This is a genomic window from Oceanobacillus sojae (assembly GCF_007991515.1).
GTDB lineage: Bacteria > Bacillota > Bacilli > Bacillales > Amphibacillaceae > Oceanobacillus > Oceanobacillus sojae.
Genome location: NZ_BJYM01000001.1, coordinates 111,811 through 133,524, shown reverse-complemented (window position 1 = coordinate 133,524; position 21,714 = coordinate 111,811). Strand labels below are relative to the sequence as shown.

21 protein-coding genes are annotated in these 21,714 nt (G+C 37.0%); all 21 read left to right on the top strand.

Features of this window, described 5'->3' with window-relative positions; genetic code table 11:
• Window positions 1-152: 152 nt before the first annotated feature.
• The 21 genes from OSO01_RS00720 to prsW all read left to right on the top strand — a co-directional run bounded on the left by OSO01_RS00720 (window position 153) and on the right by prsW (window position 21,355).
• Entirely contained in the window at window positions 153-1,190 is a 1,038-nt protein-coding gene (locus OSO01_RS00720) for a D-alanyl-D-alanine carboxypeptidase family protein (protein WP_147207823.1), read from the top strand.
• The gene (locus OSO01_RS00715) at window positions 1,183-1,773 is read left to right on the top strand and encodes a nucleoside recognition domain-containing protein (protein ID WP_147207822.1); all 591 of its coding nucleotides are present in this window, start codon (window positions 1,183-1,185) and stop codon (window positions 1,771-1,773) included. The genes OSO01_RS00720 and OSO01_RS00715 overlap by 8 nt, the downstream gene beginning before the upstream one ends.
• A complete protein-coding gene (locus OSO01_RS00710) occupies window positions 1,773-2,303 on the top strand; it encodes a spore maturation protein (RefSeq protein ID WP_147208062.1) in 531 nt (176 codons plus the stop codon). Before OSO01_RS00715 ends, OSO01_RS00710 begins: the two co-directional genes overlap by 1 nt.
• A gap of 527 nt (window positions 2,304-2,830) precedes the next feature.
• Window positions 2,831-3,565: a pseudouridine synthase gene (locus OSO01_RS00705; RefSeq protein WP_147207821.1), complete on the top strand. Its 735-nt coding sequence runs from the start codon at window positions 2,831-2,833 to the stop codon at window positions 3,563-3,565.
• Between the two features lie 64 nt (window positions 3,566-3,629).
• Window positions 3,630-4,208, top strand: a complete 579-nt coding sequence (gene resA / locus OSO01_RS00700; RefSeq protein ID WP_147207820.1) for a thiol-disulfide oxidoreductase ResA — start codon at window positions 3,630-3,632, stop codon at window positions 4,206-4,208.
• Between the two features lie 25 nt (window positions 4,209-4,233).
• Complete coding sequence (resB, locus tag OSO01_RS00695) at window positions 4,234-5,877, top strand: cytochrome c biogenesis protein ResB (RefSeq protein ID WP_147207819.1); 1,644 nt, start codon at window positions 4,234-4,236, stop codon at window positions 5,875-5,877.
• A gap of 42 nt (window positions 5,878-5,919) precedes the next feature.
• The gene (ccsB, locus tag OSO01_RS00690) at window positions 5,920-7,110 is read left to right on the top strand and encodes a c-type cytochrome biogenesis protein CcsB (protein ID WP_147207818.1); all 1,191 of its coding nucleotides are present in this window, start codon (window positions 5,920-5,922) and stop codon (window positions 7,108-7,110) included.
• A 195-nt stretch (window positions 7,111-7,305) separates the two neighbouring features.
• A complete protein-coding gene (locus OSO01_RS00685) occupies window positions 7,306-8,022 on the top strand; it encodes a response regulator transcription factor (protein WP_147207817.1) in 717 nt (238 codons plus the stop codon).
• Window positions 8,022-9,776, top strand: coding sequence for an ATP-binding protein (locus OSO01_RS00680; RefSeq protein WP_147207816.1), 1,755 nt, complete (start codon window positions 8,022-8,024; stop codon window positions 9,774-9,776). The genes OSO01_RS00685 and OSO01_RS00680 overlap by 1 nt, the downstream gene beginning before the upstream one ends.
• A 361-nt stretch (window positions 9,777-10,137) precedes the next feature.
• The gene (locus OSO01_RS00675; RefSeq protein WP_147207815.1) at window positions 10,138-10,569 is read left to right on the top strand and encodes a DUF4430 domain-containing protein; all 432 of its coding nucleotides are present in this window, start codon (window positions 10,138-10,140) and stop codon (window positions 10,567-10,569) included.
• Window positions 10,570-10,571: 2 nt separating this feature from the next.
• Complete coding sequence (locus tag OSO01_RS00670) at window positions 10,572-11,081, top strand: ECF transporter S component (protein WP_147207814.1); 510 nt, start codon at window positions 10,572-10,574, stop codon at window positions 11,079-11,081.
• Window positions 11,082-11,300: 219 nt separating this feature from the next.
• Window positions 11,301-12,035, top strand: a complete 735-nt coding sequence (locus OSO01_RS00665; protein WP_147207813.1) for a YkgJ family cysteine cluster protein — start codon at window positions 11,301-11,303, stop codon at window positions 12,033-12,035.
• Window positions 12,036-12,062: 27 nt separating this feature from the next.
• Entirely contained in the window at window positions 12,063-13,118 is a 1,056-nt protein-coding gene (locus tag OSO01_RS00660; protein ID WP_147207812.1) for a YpbB family protein, read from the top strand.
• 3 nt (window positions 13,119-13,121) lie between these two features.
• Complete coding sequence (locus OSO01_RS00655) at window positions 13,122-14,660, top strand: RecQ family ATP-dependent DNA helicase (protein WP_147207811.1); 1,539 nt, start codon at window positions 13,122-13,124, stop codon at window positions 14,658-14,660.
• 1 nt (window position 14,661) lies between these two features.
• Window positions 14,662-15,228 (top strand): CPBP family intramembrane glutamic endopeptidase, encoded by a 567-nt coding sequence (locus OSO01_RS00650; protein ID WP_147207810.1) that lies wholly within the window; start codon window positions 14,662-14,664, stop codon window positions 15,226-15,228.
• A gap of 10 nt (window positions 15,229-15,238) precedes the next feature.
• Window positions 15,239-15,514, top strand: coding sequence for a hypothetical protein (locus OSO01_RS00645; protein WP_147207809.1), 276 nt, complete (start codon window positions 15,239-15,241; stop codon window positions 15,512-15,514).
• 279 nt (window positions 15,515-15,793) lie between these two features.
• Window positions 15,794-16,381 (top strand): genetic competence negative regulator, encoded by a 588-nt coding sequence (locus OSO01_RS00640; RefSeq protein ID WP_147207808.1) that lies wholly within the window; start codon window positions 15,794-15,796, stop codon window positions 16,379-16,381.
• 285 nt (window positions 16,382-16,666) lie between these two features.
• A complete protein-coding gene (locus OSO01_RS00635; protein WP_147207807.1) occupies window positions 16,667-17,947 on the top strand; it encodes a Glu/Leu/Phe/Val family dehydrogenase in 1,281 nt (426 codons plus the stop codon).
• 262 nt (window positions 17,948-18,209) lie between these two features.
• Window positions 18,210-19,184, top strand: coding sequence for a YpdA family putative bacillithiol disulfide reductase (locus OSO01_RS00630; RefSeq protein ID WP_147207806.1), 975 nt, complete (start codon window positions 18,210-18,212; stop codon window positions 19,182-19,184).
• 502 nt (window positions 19,185-19,686) lie between these two features.
• The gene (locus OSO01_RS00625; protein WP_147207805.1) at window positions 19,687-20,652 is read left to right on the top strand and encodes an asparaginase; all 966 of its coding nucleotides are present in this window, start codon (window positions 19,687-19,689) and stop codon (window positions 20,650-20,652) included.
• Between the two features lie 34 nt (window positions 20,653-20,686).
• The gene (gene prsW / locus OSO01_RS00620; protein ID WP_147207804.1) at window positions 20,687-21,355 is read left to right on the top strand and encodes a glutamic-type intramembrane protease PrsW; all 669 of its coding nucleotides are present in this window, start codon (window positions 20,687-20,689) and stop codon (window positions 21,353-21,355) included.
• The last annotated feature ends 359 nt before the right edge of the window (window positions 21,356-21,714 follow it).

Sequence of the window (21,714 nt, the reverse complement as noted above, 5' to 3'; positions counted from 1 at the left end):
AATTTCCATATCTCGCCTGATCTCATTTTAATCATAACAGCTTGTTTCATGCATATAAATGAATTAGAAATATTTATCAAGTTCACTGTCAGAGACAGAATTTGATGAAGTTCTGGACATAAAGCTGTGTTTTATGAGGGGGAACCAACCTGATGCGTTTTTTTATATGGATGGTCATTTGTATTATTAGCTTCATATCTTTTCCAATTCATGGACATGCTGCACCGGATGTTTCGGCACAGCAGGCTGTTTTAATCGAACAATCATCAGGAAGGGTATTATTTGCAAAAGACGCTGATGAGCAGGCCTCTATTGCGAGTATTACGAAGGTAATGACAGCAATTATTGCTATTGAATCTGGAGAAATGAATGAAAAGGCCACTGTTTCCAGAAATGCTATTTATACAGAAGGGTCTTCTATTTATTTAGAGCAGGGGGAAGAAATGTCTTTAACGGATTTAGTATATGGCCTTATGCTTCGTTCAGGAAATGATGCTGCTGTTGCTATTGCTGAACATGTTGGCGGAAGTGAAGAGGGCTTTGTTTATTTAATGAACGAAAAGGCTAAGTGGCTTGGAATGAAGAATACGCATTTTGATAATCCGCATGGACTGGACTCAGAGACGCATTATTCGAGTGCTCATGACATGGCAATTTTAATGCAGTATGCAATGGAAAACCCTGTTTTTCAAGAGATAAGCGGCTCGAAAAGATATTTGTCCGAAAACAGATCTTACTATTGGCAAAATAAAAACAAACTCCTGACTATTTTTTATGAATATTGCACAGGAGGAAAGACAGGTTATACAAAGCAAACAGGGCGCACGCTGCTTACTACAGCTGAGAAGAACGGAATGGAATTAATTGCTGTAACATTGGATGCTCCTGATGATTGGCAAGATCATATGGCCATGTTTGAATGGGGCTTTGAACAGTTTGAAATGAAAGAGGTTGACCAGAATGGAGAAGTTGTAACAGATAAAAAGGATTTATCAAAAAACACTGTTACTTTACCACTTTACAAGCATGAAAATGACTCTTGGGCTAAAGAAGTATACTTAAATGAAGAAGCAACGTCACTGACTGACAATACCGTATTAAATCAACTGGATGATAATGAAAAAGATTATTTTATGGATGATGTCGCTCATGTGTTTCATTCCATTCTGAGGTGGGATACAAATGATTAATTGGATTTGGATATGTATGGCTGCTATCGGAATTATTTATGCAATGTTTTCCGGGAATATGGAGGCAGTCAATGAAGCTATATTCGATAGTGCTGCGCAGGCAGTTACCTTAGCTATTGGTCTGATAAGTATTTTGGTATTTTGGCTTGGCATGATGCGCATTGCAGAAGAAGCTGGTATTTTACGGGGACTGGCAAGGATTTTTCGTCCTATTATATCGAAAATATTTCCGGAAATACCGAAGGATCATCCAGCGTTAGGTTATATTTTATCTAATTTAACAGCAAATATGTTTGGGCTGGGTAACGCAGCAACACCATTAGGAATTAAAGCAATGGAGGAAATGAAGAAACTTAACAATAATTCTGATACGGCATCACGTTCCATGATTACTTTTCTTATTCTGAACACAACTGGATTAACGCTGATTCCTACAACGGTTATCGGAATCAGAATGCAATATGAATCTGCTTCTCCTACTCAAATTGTCGGTGTTACCTTGCTGGTTACATGTATAGGTACAATTGCCGGACTGATTATTGACCGGATCTTTTATTATAAAAGTACTTGGAGGAAATCATGATGGGGTTTATCAGCTTAATTAGTATTTGGATGATACCTTGCTTTATTTTAATAATTATGATTGCAGCAAGTATTCGAAAATTACCTGCATACGATTTATTTGTAGAGGGAGGAAAGGAAGGCATAAAGACAGCTGTTTCTTTGCTTCCTTTTTTGGTGGGGATGATTACTGCTATTTCAATACTGCGAAGTTCGGGTGCTTTAGATGCGTTTGTAGGATTAATTGCCCCAGCACTGGACTTTATTGGATTTCCTGCAGAAGTTTTGCCCCTTGCTCTAATCCGTCCAATATCTGGTACAGCAGCATTAGGTATGACTACGGAATTAATCGCAACCTATGGTCCAGATTCCTTTATCGGTACACTTGCATCTGTTATGCAGGGTAGTACGGATACTACCCTATATGTGCTTACCATTTATTTTGGTGCCATTGGTATTAAGAAAATCCGTTATGCATTACAGGCTGGGTTATTAGCTGATTTAATTGCTATACTTGCAGCTGTATTTCTTGTTACAATGATGTTTGGATAATTAATAGTCAGTAGCAAATATTAAAAAACTGCATGGAATGGCACCTTAGCGAATGCATATTTTTTTCTTAGGGTCTGGTATATTAAAATATTGCTGTACCAAATTACTGTTATAATGATATAATCACTTGTCCCATCAAAAATCGTCGCTGGAATTTTATGCTTTCCTAACTTGTAAAATAGGGCTATGATGAAGATATGTGAAAAATATATTTCATCATAGGCTTTCTTGTTATACAAGAGTCAACCGGCTATTTTAGTGTGACAGGTGCTGGCTGTATGAAAAGGAAGAAATAACAGCCTCTTCTTCTGTTCAATCGTTACAGGAATACAGAATAAATAGGCGCCAATGAAAGTTCAAAATGAAGTGTTTTTTACGAATGGGCTTCTCGTACGTGAAAGTGTTTTCCGTACTGCTTGTATGATGTGGGTAATTTTATTAGAAGGTCATTGTTAAGCGGATTATTATTTGAGGGTTTTTGAACATCATCTTCAAGTAAAAACAATTAAAAAAGATTGGGGATCTATATGTCAAAGCATGAAGAAAGATTACAGAAGGTTATTGCTCAAAGCGGTCTGACATCCAGAAGAAAGGCTGAGCAATTAATTCTTGACGGAAAAGTAAAAGTAAATAATAAAACAGTAACAGAGATGGGGATTAAGGTTACCTCTGACGATAAAGTAGAAGTTGATGGTGTGCCTCTTGAAAAAGAAGAGCCCGTATATTATCTGCTATACAAACCCAGAGGTGTTATCTCCAGCGTTAAAGATGATAAAGGAAGAAAAGTTGTTACAGATTTTCTGCCGGGTGTAAGTGAAAGAGTATTTCCCGTCGGAAGACTGGATTATGATACTTCAGGAATATTGCTTTTAACAAATGATGGTGAATTTGCAAATCATCTGATGCATCCAAGTAAAGAAGTTAATAAAGTATATGTAGCAAAAGTCAAAGGTATACCCCATAAAAAAGAATTATTAAAATTACGGAAGGGTGTTATATCTGACAATGAAAAACTGAAAGCAGTCTACGTTAATATGCTGTCAAGCGATAAGGAAAAGAAAACGTCTATTATTGAATTAACATTGCATGAAGGGAAAAATAGACAAGTACGCAGAATGCTTGAGGCAATTGGGTTTCCGGTGATGAAACTGAAGCGGGAACAATACAGCTTTTTAACACTGCAGGGATTAAATGCCGGCGAGTATAGATCACTAACACCGAAAGAAGTCAACCAATTACGGAACACGTCCACAAAATTGTAAGATAATATTCAAATTTACAAGCTGCCCACAATGGTATAATCAGTGAGAAAGGGGAGGAGTGCTGTTGAATAAGGGAGAGAGAAATATTAATAAACAGAAAAAGAAACGCAACCGTCTCATTTTTCGCTCTTCTATTTTAGCTGTTTTAGTTGCTGCAGTAATATTTGTACTATTTTCAAATTCAAAAGATGAAAATACAATATACCGTGCAGGTGATGCTGCTCCAGATTTTAAATTAAGTCAAATTAATGGAGATTTTGATGCTGATGTAATGCAGCTCAGCGATTTAGAAGGAAAAGGGGTTATGCTGAATTTTTGGGCAACCTGGTGCGGGCCTTGTAAACAAGAGATGCCCTATATGCAGGAATTATACCCGAAGTATAAAGAAAAAGGGGTCGAAATCGTTGCTGTCAGTCTGGACAGTACAGAATTAGTAGTTGATAATTTTATCGATGAGTATGGCTTAACGTTTGCTATTCCGCATGATGTCAACGCTGAGGTAAGAGATTTATATCGAATCAGACCAATGCCTACAACGTTCTTTATTAATCCTGATGGAACGATAGACGAAATTGTCCAGGGGGCGCTGACATTAGATAAATTAGAAGGACACTTAGATGCAATCACACCAGATGCATCATGATATTCCATGAGAATGGAGGTAGACAATGAATAAAATAAAATGTGAGTGCGGCCATATTAATCCCGAGGGTACCGTGTTATGTGAAGCATGCGGAAAGCCTGTAGAAGGAAATCAGCATATTGACGGGAATGACGGCAAAAAGCTTTTAAATATGCGCTATGACGGCAGTGCCCGACGCTCACAAACATATCAAAAATCAATTATAGATAAAATTTGGAGTTTTTTCTCCTCTGTAAAAGTAGGCGTCTGGCTTATTGTAGCAGCATTAGTTGCGTCTATATTTGGTACGATTTTTCCGCAGGAGCAATTTATACCGCAGGATGCTGTATCAAGAGATCCGGCAATTTTTTATGAAGACCGTTATGGTATTTGGGGTCTAATGTACTACCAGCTCGGATTTCATCATATGTATAGCTCTTACTGGTTTATTACTTTAATTGCTTTAATTGGTATTTCGTTGGTTATTTGCAGTTTAGACCGTTTTGTCCCGCTTTTTAGAGCTTTAAGAAACCAGAAACCGAAAAAACATAAGAAGTTTTTATCCAGACAGCGCCTGTACAGCGAGTCAATAAATGCGGATGACTCAGATATAGACAAACTGGTTAAAGGATTGAAGAATTCCAGGTATAAAATCACGGAAGAAGATGGCCAGATATTGGCAGAGAAAGGCCGATTTTCCAGGTGGGGACCTTATGTAAACCATATTGGACTTATTATTATATTGATTGCAGCTATCTTACGTACAACACCAATCATGTTTACTGAAGAATATATGTGGGTTCGTGAAGGGGAGCAGAGAGTTATTCCCGGCACAAACAATCAGTATTACATAGAGAATAAAGACTTTATATTGGAAACACATGATCAAGATGATGAGCGCTTTCAGGAGGCTTTTCTGAAAGAGGAAGAAATTGCAAGTAATTTCCAGACAGATATTGTCGTTTACGAAGCAAAGAATGCTGATGTGGTAGGTGCTGAGCCGGAATTGGAACCCATTCTGGAGCATTCTATTCAAATGAATAACCCGGCAAAATTTGATAAATACACACTATATCAGCAGGGATATCAGTTAAATGAATTTGAAAATATGAGCTTTCATATTCACGAAGCAGATGATTCAGAAGAAGAATCGCTTGGAGATTTTACCATTGATTTAACAAATCCGGATTCAGTATATGAATTAGACAGCGGTTTCCGGGTAGAATTAACAAATTATTATCCAGATTATATTATGACAGAAAACGGAAATCCTGCTTCAGAAACAGATTTTCCTAGAAATCCAGCCTTTGTTGTGACAGTTTATCCTCCCGGTTCAGAAGAAGGAGAAGTGAGCTTTCTGGGGGTTGGCCGGAATATCGATGCTACTGGAGAAAATCAATACAAGGTAGCTATTGATGATGTTGAATTCCGGGATGTCAGCGGTATTGCAGTAAGCTCAGACCGGACGCTTCCCTACTTTTTTGTAGGTGCCATGATCTTTATGATTGGTGTTATTCAGGGAATGTACTGGCAGCATCGCCGAGTCTGGATTAATAAACAAAATGACAATACGCTTCTTTTAGCAGCTCATACAAATAAAAACTGGCACGGAATTAAACGTGATATTGAAAAAGCTGTAGAGGATACAAACATTAAGATGGTCAAGGATCAGCAGGAAATAGATGAGTAAACATTAAAACGGAATGGTTAAGATAGGATTGGAGGTAAGCGAATGGATTTATACAGTCTTAGTAGTGGAGCTTTGCTTATTGCTTTTATTTTATATTTAGTTGCAACCTTTTTCTTTGGAGGAGCAATTCGTCAAAATAAAAGTGAACGACATCAGAAAACAAAAGCAGGGACCATCGGTTTAGTTATAACAATTATTGGTTTTGCATCTCAATTAGTTTATTTTATTGCAAGGTGGATGTTGACTGGCCATGCGCCTGTAAGTAATCTTTTTGAGTTTACAACCTTTTTAGGGATGTCAATGATTTTTGCATTTATTATTATTTACATCTACTATAAAACAGCCTTTTTAGGAGTATTTGCTCTTCCTTTGGCAACAATTATTATCGCTTATGCAAGCATGTTTTCCACAGGAGCAGCACCACTGGTACCATCTTTACAAAGTAATTGGCTGCACATCCATGTGACAACAGTTGCATTAGGGCAGGGGATTTTATTTATAAGTTTTGTTGCCGGATTAATGTATTTAATCCGACAAATTGATCAAACCAAGCTGACTTTTCGCAATGCGATGCTTGAAGTTGTTATTTATTGTATCTTTTTATTTATTGGATTTATTGCTATTACATCAATCTTTAACGCGGTTTCTTATCAAGCAACCTTTGAAGTGGAAAGAGATGGACAGGCTGTTATGGCTGAATACCAGCTTCCGCCGATTGCAGCACCTAAAGACAGCACATTACTATCAGAAAATGTAATGAATTCCTGGTTCGAGGCGCCAGCCTGGATGCATGGCGACGAAGCAGGAAGAAAACTAAATACAGTGATTTGGTCATTCTTTGCAGGAACGATTATTTATGGTATTACGTTTTTAATTTCCCGCAAACGAATTGGTAAAAGACTCCATCCGCTTCTCAAGGGTGTAAAACCGGATATGCTGGATGAAATCATGTACCGTTCTGTTGCTATCGGTTTCCCTGTCTTCACCTTAGGCGGGCTGATTTTCGCAGCTATTTGGGCTCAGCTGGCATGGGGAAGATTCTGGGGCTGGGATCCAAAAGAAGTCTGGGCATTAATTACTTGGTTCTTCTATGCAGCATTCCTTCATTTACGGCTCTCCAGAGGCTGGCATGGGGAAAAATCAGGCTGGCTTGCAGTAGTTGGCTTTGCAATTATTATGTTCAACCTGATTGTAGTAAATCTTATACTGGCAAGCTTACATTCATACGCATAACACTGCCTGTATGGTGATTACAAATAGAAAAAGGGGATTGTTATCAACCATTTGGTAGCAATTCCCTTTTTGGATGAAGATTAATTAAGCGACTGTCAAACCTGTTAAGAATACAAGGATTCTCTTAATTCCTTAACTTTTCAAACAGGTTCGTTTATAATGCTAATTAGAGTTGAAATGAGGAGTGAATTGTAAATGAGTGAAGCACAAAAGTTATTAGTGGTAGACGATGAAGAAAGAATTCGACGTTTAATAAAAATGTACTTAGAAAAAGAAGATTTTGAAATAGATGAAGCAGCAGATGGAAAAACTGCGTTAGAGATGGCTTTACAAAATAATTACAATGCAATTATTTTAGATATTATGATGCCGGAAATGGATGGAATTCAGGTTTGCGAAGAGCTGAAAAAAGAAAAGGATACACCCGTCATTATGTTAACGGCAAGAGGGGAAGAATCCAATCGTGTGCAAGGCTTTGAGGTAGGGGCAGACGATTACATTGTTAAACCATTCAGTCCAAGAGAAGCTGTACTGCGGGTGAAGGCTATTCTGCGCAGAGTCTCTAATGTAAATTATCAGCAGTCAGATGCGACCGCAAAAAATTTATTAGTATTTCCACACTTGACCATTGATCATGATGGGCACCGGGTTACTGCAGATAATCAGGAAGTGAGCTTGACACCTAAAGAATATGAGCTGCTTTGCTTTTTAGCAAATTCACCGGATAAAGTATTTAATCGTGAGCAATTATTAAAAGAAGTTTGGCAGTATGAATTTTTTGGTGATCTTCGTACAGTAGATACACATGTAAAGCGTTTACGTGAAAAATTAAATTCTGTTTCCCCGCAGGCTGCGAAAATGATTGTAACAGTTTGGGGTATCGGCTATAAATTTGAGGTTGAACAAGACTGATGTTTTGGAAGAGCGTTGTAGGTAAACTATCATTAACGATATTATTATTAGTGTCCTTTGTATTAAGTGTATTAACGTTCTTTTTAATGCAGTTTTTTGAAACCTATCATATTCAGGAAGCTGAAAATGACATGACACAAATGGCTGCGAAAATTTCTTCATTGGTTGATTCAGACTATAATCTGGATTTTATCGAGGATGCTACAGAGATGCTGAGAGATCCCTCCAGCCGAATTGTCATTTACTATGCAGACGGTGAGCCATGGATTTCTGATTCCGAGGACACAGATTTAAGTTTTATTGATGAATCATGGATGTTAAATGATCCAGAAGCCCAGGAATTGCTTGTTCAAGTCACTGCACAGAGCTCTCAAGGACTGATTGAGGATGAGAATGAAATTATTTCAGTAGGCTCGCCCTTGGAAAACGGGGGAGCTGTGTTTGTTTTTAAATCCTTGGATATGATTAATGAAACCAAAGATCAGACAACCAAACTGATTTTGCTGAGTGCAGGTATTGCAATACTGCTGACAACCTTTTTTGCTGTATTTTTATCATCCCGTGTTACAGCGCCATTAATTAAAATGCGGGAAGCGGCCTATAATCTGACTCGTGGTGAATTCAATACCAAAGTGCCTGTATTAACCCGGGATGAGATTGGTGATTTAGCCATTGAATTTAATCGTATGGGTAATCAGCTCAATTATCATATTCAGGCTTTAAGGCAGGAAAAAGAACAATTATCCAGCATTGTGAGTTCGATGGCTGATGGTGTCTTCACACTTAATAGAGATGGAGAAATTATCGTTATGAACCCCCCGGCAGAGGCATATTTAGATAACTGGAATTATGAGCATAATCAGAAAGAGGATAAAGAAAAGCAGCTTCCAACGGAACTTAAGGATGCTCTCAATAAAGTAATTGCTGAAGAGAGAGCGGTGTTAAAAGAGTCTGTTGTCCAAGGGCGGAACTATGTAATGCTAGTAACGCCATTGTATGATGAATCCCATGTACGGGGCTGTGTTGCCGTTATCCGTGATATGACTGAAGAACGGCGTCTTGATAAACTTCGCAAGGATTTTATCGCAAATGTTTCGCATGAATTGCGTACACCTATTTCTATGCTTCAAGGATATAGTGAAGCAATTGTCGATGATATTGCTGAAACAAAAGAAGATAAGAATGAACTGGCTAAGATTATATATGAAGAATCGCTCAGAATGGGCAGGCTTGTAAATGAATTACTTGACTTAGCAAGAATGGAAGCCGGTCAAATTCAACTACATGTTGAGTCTGTTGCTGTTCAGGCGTTTGTTGAGCGTATTGTGCATAAATTTCAAGGGCTTGCTCAAGAGAGTGAAGTAGAACTTTCGTTAAGCTTAGATATGCATGAGCAGATTGGTGAAATGGATGCAGATCGAATCGAACAAGTGTTAACCAATTTAATTGATAATGCACTCCGTCACTCTGTCAAGGGTGGAAAAGTAGAGGTGCACGCGCTTAGCAACTCAGATTTCCTTCACGTAGAAGTAGAGGATAATGGCAGCGGCATCCCGGAAGAAGATCTGCCATTTGTTTTTGAGCGCTTCTATAAAGCGGATAAATCACGGGTGAAGAAAGAGAAGCAGGGAACAGGCTTAGGATTAGCCATTGCCAGAAATATCATTGAAGCGCATCATGGGAAAATTCAGGTAAGGAGTAAGCTGGATATTGGTACAACATTTAGTTTTGAAATACCTATGAAACATTCCTAAAAATTAATAGATATGATAAGATAGTTGGTATATACAAAATAAAAATTAGGGGATGAGAGGTAATCAGTGAAAGCTGTTACTGTACTCGCAGCTCTATTTATACTCCTTTATAATTAGTTGTTAAATAGAGCTTGGCAAAAGCAGTACCTTTCTTTCCACCACTCCAATGCCAAAGTAAAGCAGCTGGATTGAACGGAGTAAGTATATATTGTTCCATCTTCAGCCTGTTAACTAAACAGGCTTTCTTTATGAGGATGTTCAAAAAGTTAGTCGCCTTGAACTTCTTGGTCCTATTTATCGGACTTTTTGAACACACACTTTATGGATAAATTTGAAGTTGATAACGAAAGGGGACATGAAGATGAATAGGTGGTTGAAGTTTTTAGGTATTATGTTAATATCCTTTGTTCTGCTTGCAGCGTGCGGTAATAATGGGGATGAAAATGAAAACTCTAATACTTCAGTCAGTACGAATGAATCAAGTGGTGAAGAGCAGGAGCTGGCCGAAGATGAGGTACGAATAACGATAACAATTGATGACGGGAATCAGTATGTATCAGAAGAAATTGTTCAAGTGGAAGAGGGGGATATCCTTTTAAATGTACTGGAGGATGCCTTCTATGTAGAAGAAGATAACGGTTTTATCACTTCGATTGAACGAGTGTCAGATGATGAAGACGAAGGAAAGTACTGGATGTATTATGTAGACGGAGAGTCTTCTCCGGTTGGGGCAGGAGAATATGAGCTGAATGGTGGCGAAGAAATCATATTTGATCTGCAATCAATAGAGTAAAAATGAATACATACAAGCTGACATTACTTGCACTACTTGCGGCACTGGCTGTAGTAGGCAGATATGCATTTCATTTTCTTCCTAATGTACAGCCTATTACAGCAATTATTATTTTAACAGGAATTTTCCTCGGTCCAGTATCATCTGTTATTTTAAGTGTATTAGTGGTATTTCTCTCGAACATGCTGCTTGGCATGGGAATTTGGACTGTTTGGCAAATTATCTCATGGTGTTTAATTGGTTTAACCGCAGGAATTATAGGCATTATTTGGAAAAATGTTCCCTTACTTTTTATTATCCTTTTTTCGATGTTCAGCGGTTATTTTTATGGTTTTATTATTTCTTTAACGACGTTTCAGGTTACGGGACATTTCTGGCCATATTATTTAGCCGGGCTTCCTTTTGATACAGCACATGCTATTGGTAATGGTGTGTTTATCCTTTTATTATATCCATTGCTTCATGGTTTGTTTAAAAGATATTCGAAAAATAGATTTCGAATCAAATATTAGCTACTTATAACAAAAGAGAAAGCCGCTCATGAGCAGCTTTCTCTTTTGTTACGTATACTGAGGAGTTATTTTATTGGCCTGTGTCTTTTCCCATTAGAAGTTATTCTGATCATAAAATATATAAACATATAATCATTCGTGATATACTTTTCTATATTAATAATTGAATCTTTATTGCATGATAGCCTTTTTATCATGTATAAAATAGGAGTCCAGCCAATGTCTATGTTTTTAACCTACGATGAAATTCTGCTGAAATGTGAGGAAATTAATACAAAATATCAAATTAAACAAGAACGTTTTGAGGAAATAGTTGATTATATTTTAGATAATGAAGAGATGTCAGCTGACGATAAAATTGCTAAGGCATTCGTTCAGTTATTGCAGGCAGTGACTGAAGAAATCAGTGATATGGAATCTACGGCTGATATTATGCCGACGTGCCAGATGGGCTGCGCTTTTTGTTGTTATTTTCCTATTGTAATAAATAAAATGGAGGCAGAGCTTATCAAAAATGCAATTCATAAAATGCCCGATGATAAAAAGCATTTTATGAAAGAGCATCTTGGCCAGTATTATCAAACTTTTGGAGAAAAGATTAACAGGTTAAGTCATACGGATATGATTTCTGATCCAGATGCGAAATATAAATACAAACAGGAACATCTCCCATGCCCATTTTTAAATCTGGAAGCAAATGCTTGTACTATATATGAGTTTCGCCCGTTGCCGTGCAGAACATATGTGAATTACACAGATCCTGGAGTTTGTGCAGACAATATAATGCCTCAGGAAACAATCAGCTACGAGTTCTTATACCATGAATACATGGGGGCAATGAACGAACTATTACAATATTTATACGAAAATGAAAAAATAGAGAGAATAGATTATCCAGGAGATTTATATCAGGAGGATTTATTAATAAACTGGATGAAAGAGGCTGTTCAATAAGCTTGGAATTTAGAGGATGTTTTCAGTATGGGTGGTGGTGTCAGGATGCTTTTTCAAGGAATCCTTATGGATTGTTTTCAAAAAATAAATCAAGAACGTACATCTTCCAGTGTGTATAATCTTTTAATCGGAAAAAAAGCTATCCAAACTATACAGGATGCCAGGTTCTATCATATCGCTGATTACTACGGTATCTACCCCGGCTTGGCTAAAGACGATTACAGGATACAGCTTAACCAGTTAATAGAACTTGATTATTTGAGGGAAGATAATGAGAAAAAAATACAAATCACAAAAAAAGGAAAGTCCTGGCTTGCATCATGTAAAACAAATCTTGACGGATTTGCGGGTGCGAAATATGCAAATGTGATGGAGACATTCAAGCAGCGATTGCTGCTTTTTATTCAAACCATTACCAACACTTCTAAAAAACAATATCTTTTTATTCCCATTTCAGATAACCATGAAGCTGAACAATTTGTTAAAGGTTTTTATAAGCAGTATAAGCAGCGTTCAAAAGAGGTATTACAACAACTATATAAAGAATTAGAAAAAGCTTTATCCGGCCTGACAGACCTCGAAGCATCGATGTTTGTTGATCGTATAACCAGTTACTACTCTTACGGCAGCAGTTTGCAGCAGCTTTCGCAGGATTATCAGCTTTCTATTCAGGATTGTTTTTTAATTCTGCAAAAAGGTTTTTATCGCCTGTTAAGGGTTCAGGAGCATGATAATGATTATCTAATGCTCAAGCACTTTACAAAAAACTTATATATTTCTGATACACCCTTAAGTCAAACAGCCCAGCATACACTCCGTTTACTTCAAAAGAAGCATTCTTTTAAAGAAATTGTGCAAATCCGTCGTTTAAAAGCAAATACGATACAGGACCACTTGGTGGAGATTGCTATGCATGAGATGGAGTTTCCTTTTTTTGATTACTTGAATTCCACGATTTATGAAGAGATTAAAGAAGTCGTACATTCAAAGCAGTCCTATCGTTTAAAAGAAATTAAAAATAATGTGAATCCGGATATCAGTTATTTTCAAATTCGTTTAGCGCTGGTCTTATACAATAAGTAGAGGGTGAGAATAATTCATTTAGAAGAAGCATTGTATCGTCATTTTAATTATGATTTTTTTCGGCAGGGACAGAAGGAAATCATATCTGATGTCCTCTGCGGGAAGGATGTCCTTGGTGTATTGCCGACAGGGTCCGGTAAATCTATCTGCTATCAGCTTCCTGCAAAGCTGTTAGACGGCATTACTATTGTTGTATCTCCGTTAATTTCTTTGATGATTGATCAGGTTAAGGAGCTAAAGGCTGCCGGCTTTAAAGATGTTATTGCTTTAAACAGTTTTTTGCCTTTTATGGAACAACAGAGAGCTTTAAATAATTTAGATTCATACCGGCTTATTTATGTTTCCCCGGAGTGGCTTCAAAAAAGAAAGCATCAAAATTATTTAAAGCAGCTGCCGATTAAACTTTTTGTAGTGGATGAAGCGCATTGTATATCCCAATGGGGGCATGAGTTTCGTCCAGACTATCAGCGTCTGCATGAAGTGATTGAAGCATTAAATCATCCTCCGGTATTGGCGTTGAGTGCTACAGCAACACCAGATGTCCAGACCGATATTATCCATAGCTTGAACAAGCCGGACATGAAAAGGCATATTTATCCGATGGATCGGAACAATATTGCTTTTTGTGTGGAAGAAGTGGAGAATGATCAAGAAAAATTAGACCGCATTGTAGAAATGACAAAGTCATATTTCATTCCTGTATTAATTTATTTTACAAGCAGACAAATTGCAGAAGAAACAGCTCTGTCTTTATCCGTCAAACTTCCAAAACGAAATATTGCTTATTATCATGGCGGAATGGAAGCATCTGAACGCTTGCGAATTCAGCAGCAGTTCATGAATAATCAAATTGATATTATTTGCTGTACAAGCGCTTTTGGAATGGGAATTAATAAATCAGATATCCGATTGGTGGTTCACTATCACCTTCCGCTCCAGATTGAATCTTATATTCAAGAGGTAGGCAGAGCCGGAAGAGACGGAGAATCAAGTGTCGGCGTAATTCTTTATCATAAGGGAGATTTTCGTCTATCGGCAAATATGGTTAAAAATGAACTGCCGTCAATGGAGGTTATTGATCGCCTTATCACGACAATCTTGACCTGTCAAAGTACTCAAGTTGATTTGCCATCTCCTGAACAACTGCATATACTGCTCGATATTAATGAAGGTGCAGCCCGGTTTATCCAGAGGCAACTGCAAAAATATGGGCTTATTAAGGATAATGAATGGTTTATTGATGAAAAGAAATGGAAACAGGTTAGAGAAAGTATCGTTCAATACTTGGAAAAACGGCAGTTATACAAAAATGATAAATTAAATGAGTTATACCGGTGGGTTCAGACTGGGGATTGTTTGCGGAAAACACTTTATCAGCCTTTTCAGGATGGATTTGGGGACCCAACCGATCAATGCTGCAGCAACTGCGGTTTTGACTGGAATAAATGGGTACCTGAATCACTTTTTAAAATACCAGAAGCTTCTTCTCCAATAAATTGGCGCAAAAAGCTTCAAAAGGTCCTGAATATGGAAGAGGTATAAGGTGAAACAGTATGACCTGATAAAACAAATGTCAAAAAAAGAACTAAGGATTCAGTTATTTTTCTCTCAAGAATTATTTTTCCTGTTGGCAATGATATTAAGTTTTTTCCTGTTTGATTCGTTTTTTGATTGGTTGAATCTTTTCAGATGGGATTTGAAGGAAATCATTTTCTTCGGGTTTTTATCTGCTGTTATCATCGTTTGCATTGAGATTGCTTTAATGTACGTAACACCTGAAAAATACTGGGATGATGGCGGAATAAATGAACTTATATTTCAAAATCAGCCGATAAGTTTTATATTTGTATTTACACTGACAGTAGCAATTTGTGAAGAGTTTTTATTTAGAGGGGCCATTCAAACCACTTTTGGATACTTATTTGCAAGTATTCTTTTTGCATTGGCCCATATAAGATATTTAAAGAAGCCTGTACTATTTTTTGCAGCACTGGTCCTCAGTTTTTATCTCGGCTGGGTTTATGAATATACTGCTAATTTAATTATTCCCATTGTCATGCATTTTTTTATTGACTTTCTACTTGGGTTAGTTATACGGTTAAAGAAATGAGGTGATGGCATTGAGCTCCAAGCAAAACGATCAAGCAGAAGCATTAAGACAAGCTATTCAAGATATAGCAGAACATAATAAAGAAACAGAAGAAGCTGTTCAGGACCAGAATGAACATAAGGAGCAAACATCTGTTGAAATAGATGTATTAAATTTACCACCAAGAAATGAAGTACATAAAGACAGCAGTAAAATACGTTTCAAAGTCAATTTTTCTTTATTACGTTTTATTTTTATTGTTGTATTACTTCTCGCTCTTGCAGGAATTATTGTCTGGTTTATTTGATTTTGAAGTAAGCATAATATAATTAAACGAACACATAAAATGTTATAATTGGTGTACAAGTATATATAGAAGTGTATTTAAAATGATAAAGAAAACATGGTTATTTAGTAATTCATTCATTTTTTCAAATATCTTTTTAAAATAAAATTAATAATTTCTACGCTCTATTGAATACCCATTTTCAAAACGATACAAGCAGGTTATGTTCATCATTTGAAAATGGTGCATATAGTAATATAAATACTTGTTACGAAGTTAAGAGTAAAAGGGGGATGCAGTATGCGAATCGAACGAATTTCAACAGATCAGTTTAAAATTTTTCTTACGTTCGATGATCTTATAGAAAGAGGGTTTACCCGGGAGGACTTATGGCATGATGCATCTAATGTTCGTACTCTGTTCAGTGACATGATGTACGAAGCAAGCAGTGAGCTTGGAATGGAATTTGAAGGAATGTTACTTGTGCAGGTACATCTTATGCAAGCCCAGGGAATGCATATTTTTGTGACGCACCAATATGATGAGGTTGATATAGAGTTAGATGATGAATACATCGAGATGAAAGTGACACTTGACGAAAGTAAAGAGCTTATTTTCTCCTTTGATGATTTTGAAGATGTCATTTCCGTAGCAGGGCATTTATCAAATATGAATATCAAAGAATCCAACGTATATTTTATGGAAAACCGTTATTTTATGTTGTTAGATCCTTATGTGCAAACAGTCAGTCATAAGGAAAATATTATTGGTCTCATGTCTGAATTTGCCCACCCAAGTATTTTAACTTCTCATCGTATAAAAGAGTACGGAAAAGTTATTTTTGAAAAAGATGCAATTTCTGAAATAAATCATTATTTCGCTTCATAAAATGAAACTTCATTTGGAGAGGGGATTCCTCTCTCCAAATTGGGCAGCCGATAAATTGAAAATATAAGTATTTGATACATCAGGATTTTTTCAGAATGAAGGAATCCAATATATATTATTCGTAACCTCTGTCATGTTATGAATGCCGGGTAAATATATACATCTCTGTCATATTAATTCTTAATAAATATGACGTTCATCTCTTTTATTGCATAATCCGTATGAAAGTGTATACTAAACTTGGAGTGAGTAAAACATTGATATAATAGTAGGGGGTAAATATTAATGGTAGCCGATAAAGCAGGAGATACTTCCAAAGAAAATCAAGAAAATACTGATGTGTTAAATTCTACATTGTCTATTGTAGAAACCGCATTAAGCAAACTTGGTTACCCTGAGGAAGTGTTTGATTTACTTAAAGAACCTTTGCGTATGCTTACTGTTCGTATTCCAGTTCGTATGGACGATGGAAAGGTTAAAGTCTTCACAGGTTACAGGGCACAACATAATGATGCTATCGGTCCAACAAAAGGCGGGATCCGCTTTCACCCGGATGTTACCGAAACAGAAGTGAAAGCACTTTCAATTTGGATGAGCTTAAAAGCTGGAATTGTCGATTTGCCTTATGGGGGAGCAAAAGGCGGAATCATCTGTGATCCAAGGGAAATGTCCTTTAGAGAGTTGGAAGCTTTAAGCCGCGGATATGTCCGGGCTGTGAGTCAGATTGTTGGTCCAACAAAAGATATTCCAGCTCCAGACGTATTTACAAATTCGCAAATTATGGCTTGGATGATGGATGAGTATAGTAAAATTGATAAATTAAATAACCCTGGGTTCATAACTGGTAAGCCAATCGTTCTTGGCGGTTCTCACGGCAGAGAATCTGCAACAGCTAAAGGGGTAACGATTGCATTAAATGAAGCAGCGAAAAAGAAAGGAATTGATATCAAAGGAGCCCGGGTAGTTATTCAAGGGTTTGGAAATGCCGGAAGTTTCCTTTCCAAATTTCTTCATGATGCCGGTGCGAAAGTTGTCGCAATTTCTGATGCATACGGAGCATTGCACGACCCGAACGGTTTAGATATTGATTACCTGCTGGATCGCCGTGATAGTTTTGGAACAGTTACGAAGCTTTTTGATAAAACGATTACGAATAAAGAATTATTTGAGCTCGATTGTGATATTATTGTTCCGGCAGCAGTTGAAAATCAAATTACCAGAGATAATGCACATAATATTAAGGCCTCTATTATTGTAGAAGCAGCAAATGGCCCAACAACAATGGAAGCAACAAAAATTCTTACAGAAAGAGATGTTCTGATTGTTCCTGACGTTCTGGCATCGGCCGGTGGAGTAACTGTATCCTACTTTGAATGGGTACAAAATAATCAGGGCTTTTATTGGACAGAGGAAGAAATCGACAAAAGATTACATGAAATTATGATTAAGTCTTTTAATAGTATATACAATATGGCAAAAACAAGAAAAATTGATATGCGGCTGGCAGCTTATATGATAGGCGTGCGGAAAATGGCTGAAGCTTCCCGTTTCAGAGGCTGGGTTTAATTAAAAACGGAATGTGGCAATCTATGAAAAGAATCTATTCAGAAATTTAATGTTCTAAAGGATATAAATAAAAAACTCTTTCACAACAAGAGTTTTTTATTTGTTTATGAAGATAATCTTTTGTATTTGCCATGCTGTCAGCTTCGTTGTACGATAGGTAATGAAAATTTAATGTGAAAAATAAGGATAAAAAGGCGGTTGATTCACTAAACAGCGGCGAATTGATCGTTTTTCTAAGTGATGTATGAAGGAAGGATACGAAATGCTAGACGAAAAAATCATTATTATTGGAGCTGGGCCGTGTGGGATGGCATGTGCATTAGAGCTTCAGAAAAAAGGACAAAACCCTTTATTAATCGAAAAAGGAAATGTAGTGCAGACTATTAGTAATTTCCCGACACACCAAACATTCTTTAGCTCAAGTGAGCGTTTAGAAATTGGCGGTATTCCTTTTATTTCTGAAAATAAGAAACCAGTACGAAATCAAGCAATGGTCTATTATCGGGAAGTGGCCGAGCGGAGTAAGCTGCGCATAAATGCTTTTGAAAAATTAGTATCTCTTGAAAAAGATGGAGAAAATTTTTTCTTGAAAACAGTTAAAAATAATGGTGATGAAATAAGTTATCATGCTGAAAAAGTAATTATGGCAACAGGATATTATGATCAGCCAAACTGCCTGGATATCCCGGGAGAAGACTTACCAAAGGTAACCCATTATTTTAAGGAAGCCCATGAATACTTTAATCAGAAGGTTGTTGTCATCGGTGGTAAAAACTCTTCTGTTGATGCTACACTTGAGCTGCATAAAGCAGGTGCACATGTGACTGTTATTTACCGTGGAGATGTATATTCAGAGAGCATTAAACCATGGATTTTACCAGAATTTGAATCACTTGTCCGAAATGGGAAAGTAGACATGGTTTTTGGAGCATCCGTGACAGAAATAACAGATACACATCTCACTTATCAAAAAGATAGTCAAGAGATCGCTATTGAAAATGACTTTGTCTTCGCTATGACAGGTTATCGCCCAGATTATCGTTTGTTAAAACAAGCAGGGGTGAAGATTAATCTGGAAAACGGCAAACCGGTACATGATGAGAACACCATGGAAACCAATGTGAAAAATTTATTTATCGCAGGGGTAGTTGCCGCCGGATATGATAATAATAAAGTATTTATTGAGAATGGCCGTTTTCACGGAGAATTGATTGCTGAATCTATCTTCTCTTCCTAATTCTATTTTTTGATATAGAGCTAAATTTATCGCAGTGTAACTGGCTGAGACTGGGACTGGGACTGCGATTACTCGTCCACCGAAAATCATTGCAATTACTCATCCCATCATAGGGCTTTGCAAGACTCCCGCTACAAGGACGGAAAAAACTTGAAGATCATAGGTGGAAGATCAAACAGCCAGTAACGGCCCAATTGGTTCAAGGGTCTTTAGGGAGGTCGTTTTCTGGTCATACCTTTAGATGCATGCTCTTGTGGTACCAGCAATCAGTGGGGATGAAAGAACTCCCCCGCTGATTGAAGCTTCATTTTATTACACTCTGATGATTTTACTTGAGCAAATAATGACAGTTCCGGGTCAATGGAAAGCGAATACAGACTTCCGCTGATCCAGGTTTCATTTTTTATGAAAGAAACTGTGCTGGCAGGAAGATTATTTGCCTCCTTTGGCAAATAGAGATAACAATAAATGTACATAACAAATATACAAAGAAGGTAATTACATGAAAAAAGTCTTGATGATTGCAACAGGCGGCACAATTGCAAGCGATACAAATGAAAAAAGCGGCAAATTGGCTTCCGGTGTCTTAACTGGGGAAGAAATAATTGAAAAATGTGATATCCCAGCCGATATAGAAGTAAAGGTTGATTCATTCTTTCAAAAAGCAAGTATGCATTTAAATTTTACTGATTTAATCAAGATAAAAGAAGAAATAGACAATTATTTAAATGAAGAAGCATTTGACGGTATTGTTATTACACAAGGCACAGACACATTAGAAGAAGCTTCTTATTTCATGCATTTAATTTCAAACTACAGCATTCCAATCGTATTTACCGGATCACAGCGTTCTCCTCAGGAAGTAGGTACAGACTCTTTTATTAATATTAAAAATGCTATACTTGCAGCCTGCAGTGAAGATTTAAAAGACGTCGGTGTGACTGTCGTATTCAATGAGCGTATTTTTCACTCCCGCTATGTCCGAAAGGAACATGCTTCTAATATCCAAGGCTTTAATGCTTTTGGCTATGGCTATCTAGGCATTATTGATAATAACAATGTCCGTGTGTTTCAAAAGCCTACCTACCGGGAGTATTTAGAATTAAAAAGAGAGCTGCCGACAGTTGACATTATTAAAGTATACATGGATGCCGATGGAAAATATATACAAACAGCAATTGATAGCGGCGTAAAAGGACTGGTTCTTGAAGGTGTCGGAAGAGGACAAGTATCCAGAACAATGATGCCTGCAATTAAAGAATGCATCAGGCAAGGTATTGCAGTAGTAATCACAACTTCAGCCGTAGAAGGTGAGGTTTATCCTACATATGATTATGAAGGAAGCACTTTTGATTTAATGGAGAATGGTGTCCTCCTGGGAAAAGATTATGATAGCAAAAAGGCAAGGATAAAGCTTCTTGTCGGTCTGGCAAGCAACATGGAATTGGAATATTTATTTGACATGTAATTTTTAATCGAATAGAGAAGAGGAGTAAGAATTAATGATAGCTGCTCTATCTGCTGGTATCGCCCCTGCTGTAGCTTTTATGACTTTTATTTATTTACGTGACCGCATCACGGAACCGATTTGGCTCATAGCCCGCATGTTTGTGGCAGGAGCTTTAATTGTGTTACCGATTATGTTTATTCAATATGGGATTCATGCTGAGCTGGATAATATTCCGAATATTATTGAAGCATTCCTGTTTAGTGCTTTTATGGAAGAATTTTTTAAGTGGTTTATGTTTATGTTTTTGATTTATCAGCATGAAGAATTCGATAACCACTACGATGGAATAGTATATGCCAGTGCAATAAGCCTGGGGTTTGCTTCACTGGAAAATGTATTCTATTTATTATCAAATGGAATTGAATTTGCATGGATGCGTGCACTGTATCCTGTCTCGTCCCATGCGCTATTTGGGATTATTATGGGGTACTATTTAGGCAAGGCAAAAATGAATTCAAAATACAAACGCAGATACTTAACCATCGCATTTTTGCTGCCATTTTTATTACATGGTATATACAATTACATACTTCTCGGATTGAATCAATTTATTATTATCTTATCGATTTTTTTAGCTGGTGTATGGGTTTTTGCAATTTACCGGTTAAAACACGCCAGAACTTATGATATCCGTTTTTTGCCTGACAAGTTTATAAAATAAACAAATAGATAAAAAAGCTGACGAGCCGGTTCGTCAGCTTTTTTATTGTTCGGAAATAATTATTATCTATCAGTAATCTGGTTGATTTTAAATGTTTATGAATAAAAAGAAGAATTGCACAAAAAATAGGCTTAGATAAAACGAAACTTCATTCTTTGAGATTTCTCTCATGGAATGCGAGTTGAGTGAATCAGGAAATCAGCTTACCTGATCTTCTGCCTAAACTAAAAATACAAGTTTTTATAACCTGTAAAATTGCTTGTATGACCAATATGTGAGACTGAGACTGGGACAGCGATTACTCGCCCACCAGAAACATTTGCAGGCAGTCTTCCAACCAAAAGTGCTGATAGGTTGTT